Origin of the sequence: Clostridium sp., from assembly GCF_040797585.1 — a bacterium.
Lineage (GTDB): Bacteria > Bacillota > Clostridia > Clostridiales > Clostridiaceae > Clostridium_Z.
In genome coordinates this window covers 1-4442 of sequence record NZ_JBFNEO010000222.1, presented here as the reverse complement: position 1 = coordinate 4442, position 4442 = coordinate 1, and the positions used below count along the sequence as shown (strand labels likewise).

Here is a 4442-nt window from a genome sequence, read left to right as displayed (position 1 = left end):
TGCACAGCAATATTACTCCTATGTTAAAAATAACTACTAACCTAAAATACATAACTGATAGAGATAAGAGAAAACTTGAAAATCTTTTATTTGAAGAATTTCTTATAAAGGAATGTATTTATGAGGATAAAGATGAGAATATAAATAAAGTTTTTACTGGAGTTTATGAAGGTAGAACAAAATTTATTAGAAAAACTATCCGAAGTGGACAAACTATAAGCTATGTTGGAAATATAGTAATAGTTGGAGATATTAATTCTGGAGCAGAGGTGTTTGCAGGAGGAAATATAGTAGTTTTAGGTGTTATAAAAGGACATGTTCATGCAGGAACCAGTGGCAATGAGAAGGCCATAATTGCAGCTTTCTCTATGGAGCCGCAGATTATGCAAATAAGTGACATTCTAACTATATCACCTGATGATGGAGAAAGACCTTCTTATCCTGAAGTAGCAAGGATAAGGGATGGATCAATAGTAGTAGAGCCCTATCTAGTTAATAAATACATTTAAATTGGAGGTAAAAGTTTATGGGAGAGTCTATTGTTATAACTTCTGGAAAAGGAGGAGTAGGAAAAACAACTACCACAGCCAATATAGGAACAGCCTTAGCTGCCCTTGGTAAAAAGGTTGTAGTTGTTGATGGAGATACTGGACTTAGAAACTTAGATGTTTTAATGGGTCTTGAAAATAGAATAGTATATACTATATTAGATGCTTTAGAAGGAAGGTGCAGATTAAAACAGGCACTTATAAAGGACAAAAGATTTTCAAATCTTTTCTTATTACCTACAGCACAGACTAGGGATAAAAATGATATATCTCCAGAGCAAATGTTTACTTTAGTTAATGATCTTAAAAAGGAATTTGACTATGTTTTAATTGATTGCCCAGCAGGTATAGAGCAAGGATTCGAAAATGCAATTATTGGAGCAGACAGAGCGATTGTAGTTGTAAATCCAGAGATAACTTCTGTTCGTGATGCAGATAGAGTTATAGGGAAATTAGATGCCAAGGGACTAGAAACCCATGAGCTTATAGTTAATAGAATAGACTTTGAAATGGCTAAAAAGGGAGAAATGCTAGATATAAATGATATTATAGAAATTCTCTCAGTTAAGCTTTTAGGTGTAGTTCCTAATGATAGAGAAATAACAGTGTCTACTAATAAAGGGGAGCCTATAGTACTAGATAATAGTGCTCAATCAGGGGAAGCATTTAGAAATGTTGCAAAAAGAATCCTTGGAGAAGACGTTCCTTTTATGACTTTTGATGTTCAAAATACAACAGGATTCTTTAACTCATTAAAGAAGCTATTTAAGCTTAAATAGGAGGTCTATTTTAATGGATTTTTTAAGGAAATTAACCTCTAAGGGAGGATCAAAAGATGTTGCTAAAGATAGACTAAAACTTATATTAATTCATGATAGAGGAGATATACCTACAGAAACTATTAATAAGATAAAGAATGAAATTCTAGAGGTAATATCAAAATATGTAGATATAGATAGTGAAGAAATAGATATAGCTATAAATAAAGGAAGTGAAAGTGAGGGGGATTCTCCAGCATTAGTAGCTAACATTCCTATAAGAAGTTTAAGAGAGAGGTAAGGGAAAATATCCCTAATTAAAGAATAAATACATTGTAAATATTCATTTTAAATAGTTTTAAGAGGGGTTTAATATGTTATACTATGAATTGAAAACTTAAGTGGAGGGATAAAAGAGTGCTAAATAAATTAAAGTTAGAATCGAAGTTGTTAAAGGAATTAGATTTTGGAGTAATTATATTATCCCTAATAATTTTTTTATTCGGTATACTAAATATATATTTAACTACATACCAAAAGTCAGGTACCTATTCTATTAAAAGACAAATTATGTGGTTAGTAGTGAGTTTAGTTGTAGTGTATATTATTCTACTTATGGACTATAGTTTAATACAGAGCTTAGTTCCTTTGTTTTACTGGACTACAGTACTTGCACTTATAGGAACTAGATTTTTTGGAGCAGTTGTAAATGGAGCAAGAGGCTGGATAAAAATAGGACCTCTATCAGTGCAGCCAGCAGAATTTGCAAAGCTTGCCATTATTCTTATGCTTGCAAAGAAGCTAGATGATATGGATGGAAAGATAAATGACTTTAAAAACTTTTGTATCCTTGCATTATATGCAGGTATTCCCATGGTTATCATATTACTCCAACCAGACATGGGACTTACTATGATATGTTTCTTTATAGTACTTGGAATGATGTATATAGCGGGACTTGATCTTAAGGTTATTGTTGGTGGATTTATGTCTGTAATAACATTGGTTGCAATAGTATGGAATTCTTCTTTAATGCAACCTCACTGGAAAAAGAGATTAACATCCTTTTTAAGTCCTGAATCAGATGAACTTGGGATAGGACTACAACTTAAGCAATCAATGATAGGAATAGGATCAGGGGGAGCTTATGGTACTGGTGTAGGCTCTGGAACTAGTTATGTATCGGAATTTGTTCCAGAAAACCATACGGATTTTATATTTGCTGTTATTGGAGAGCATTGGGGGTTTATAGGAGGAGTTTTCCTACTTCTTTTATATGGAATACTTCTTTATAGAGTTATAAAAATAGCTAAGGGTTCTAAGGATATTTTTGGAAGTATGATTTGTGCTGGATTCTTATCCACATGGTTATTTTCTATACTTCAAAATATAGGAATGACTATTGGAATTATGCCAATTACAGGTATAACCCTTCCTCTTGTAAGTTATGGAGGTAGTGCTGTTTTATCAAACTATATGGCTTTAGCCCTTGTACTTAGTGTTGGTATGAGAAGAAAAAAAATAAATTTCTAAAACATATAAGGGGTGGATTTTATGAGAATAGCATTGATTGCCCATGATAAAAAAAAGGATGATATGATTGAGTTTGTTAGAAGATATAGGGATATCTTTGAAGAACATCAGCTTTTTGCAACTGGTACAACTGGAAGACTTTTAGAGGATATAGTGGATTTAAAAGTTAAAAGATTTTTATCTGGACCTTTAGGAGGAGACCAGCAAATAGGGGGAAGGATAGCAGAGGGGAAAATTGATTTTGTCATATTTTTAAGGGATCCCTTAACCCCTCAACCCCACGAACCAGATGTAATATCCTTAATTAGAATATGTGATGTTCACTGTGTTCCAGTGGCAACCAACATTGGAAGTGCGGAAGTTTTTCTATCAGCTTTAAAAAGAAAATAGGGATAAAGATAAAAATACCTTAGTAATTTTTACTAAGGTATTTTTATTTTTATATAAGAATAATATGGTGTTTATATATCATATATATTCTATTAGGAATATAAGTGTGGATACATGAATTATAAAAATTTATCCAGTGGATTTTAACTTAAAAAGTACTTAATAGGGGAGGGGAGTAAATGGGAAATTATAATAGTGAGTATGAAAGTTATTATTCACAAATAGTAAAAAGGAATAGCAAAGGAGGACCTAGCTATTCATCTAAAAGAGCCTATGGAATGTCAAGTAGAAAGGATATATCTATAATTCCGAAAATAACTAAAGATAATATAGGAAATATCATAATATTTCAGCTTATAGGATCTTTAATACTGTTTTCAATAGTTTTGTTATGTAAGGAAATTAAGACAGAAAAAACTCAATATATATACAACTATGGAAAAGAAATAGTAAGTAAAGATTTCCAGTATGAAAAATATATAGACTATGTAAAATCTATAGATCTTAAGAACATAAAAGTAGAAGAGATTAAAGAATATACTTCTTCTAAGATAGGAAGTATAAAGACTTCCTTTGAAAATTTAAATTCTCCTCTTAAATCTTTAAGTGAGGAGTATATTTTCCCTTTAGATGGAGAAGTACTTAAGGCTTTTAATGAAGAGGAAGATTGTATAGGGGAAGGGGCACATAAAGGCATAGATATAATTAATGATGATAAAGAGATTAAGTCCAGCTATAAAGGCAGAGTAAAAGAAAGTTATGAGAAAGAAGGACAAGGATGGTATGTAGTCATAGACCATGGAGCAGGAGTAGAAACAAAATACTCTTTTATAAATGATATAAAAGTTAAAAAAGATGATATGGTAGAAAAGGGAGAAGTAATAGGGAAAGGAGCTAAAGAAAATAAGGGACTAAAGTTTATAGATTTTCAATTATCTTATATGGGAGAAGAAAAGAATCCTTTAGAATTTATAAAAAAATAATTTTTCTAGGAGATTTTCATGATTAGAATTAATAAATTTTTTATACCATACATAGCATTAATTGTTGTTATAGGTTTTGGAAAAGCTTTTATTGGAGGATTTATATTTGTATATTTACACGAAATGGCTCATATTATATGTGCTAAAATATTAGGCATTAAGGATATTAATTTAAAGATAATTCCCATGGGGACTTATATAGAAAGTAAGAAGTTTGATGACCTTAAACC

At 31.0% G+C, this 4442-nt stretch carries 6 protein-coding genes and 1 pseudogene; all 7 read left to right on the top strand.

Annotated features, from left to right (window positions below; translation table 11 throughout):
* Positions 1-509 (top strand): septum site-determining protein MinC (gene minC / locus AB2369_RS11695; RefSeq protein WP_367666656.1); only part of this gene is annotated, 509 nt, incomplete at its 5' end.
* A gap of 17 nt (positions 510-526) precedes the next feature.
* Positions 527-1327, top strand: a complete 801-nt coding sequence (gene minD / locus AB2369_RS11690; RefSeq protein WP_367666655.1) for a septum site-determining protein MinD — start codon at positions 527-529, stop codon at positions 1325-1327.
* Between the two features lie 13 nt (positions 1328-1340).
* Positions 1341-1607 (top strand): cell division topological specificity factor MinE, encoded by a 267-nt coding sequence (gene minE, locus AB2369_RS11685; RefSeq protein WP_367666654.1) that lies wholly within the window; start codon positions 1341-1343, stop codon positions 1605-1607.
* A gap of 116 nt (positions 1608-1723) precedes the next feature.
* On the top strand, positions 1724-2839 hold the full coding sequence (gene rodA, locus AB2369_RS11680; protein WP_367666653.1) for a rod shape-determining protein RodA: 1116 nt from the start codon (positions 1724-1726) through the stop codon (positions 2837-2839).
* 21 nt (positions 2840-2860) lie between these two features.
* Positions 2861-3229, top strand: a complete 369-nt coding sequence (locus AB2369_RS11675; protein WP_367666652.1) for a methylglyoxal synthase — start codon at positions 2861-2863, stop codon at positions 3227-3229.
* Positions 3230-3408: 179 nt separating this feature from the next.
* Positions 3409-4212, top strand: a complete 804-nt coding sequence (locus tag AB2369_RS11670) for a M23 family metallopeptidase (RefSeq protein WP_367666651.1) — start codon at positions 3409-3411, stop codon at positions 4210-4212.
* Positions 4213-4230: 18 nt separating this feature from the next.
* Positions 4231-4442 (top strand): annotated as a pseudogene (locus tag AB2369_RS11665) (metalloprotease); the annotation flags it as partial.

Bases quoted from the DNA above. Each gene is read 5' to 3' on its own strand.
- minD (WP_367666655.1), top strand. From the start codon at position 527: ATGGGAGAGTCTATTGTTATAACTTCTGGAAAAGGAGGAGTAGGAAAA.
- AB2369_RS11670 (WP_367666651.1), top strand. From the start codon at position 3,409: ATGGGAAATTATAATAGTGAGTATGAAAGTTATTATTCACAAATAGTA.
- AB2369_RS11675 (WP_367666652.1), top strand. From the start codon at position 2,861: ATGAGAATAGCATTGATTGCCCATGATAAAAAAAAGGATGATATGATT.
- minE (WP_367666654.1), top strand. From the start codon at position 1,341: ATGGATTTTTTAAGGAAATTAACCTCTAAGGGAGGATCAAAAGATGTT.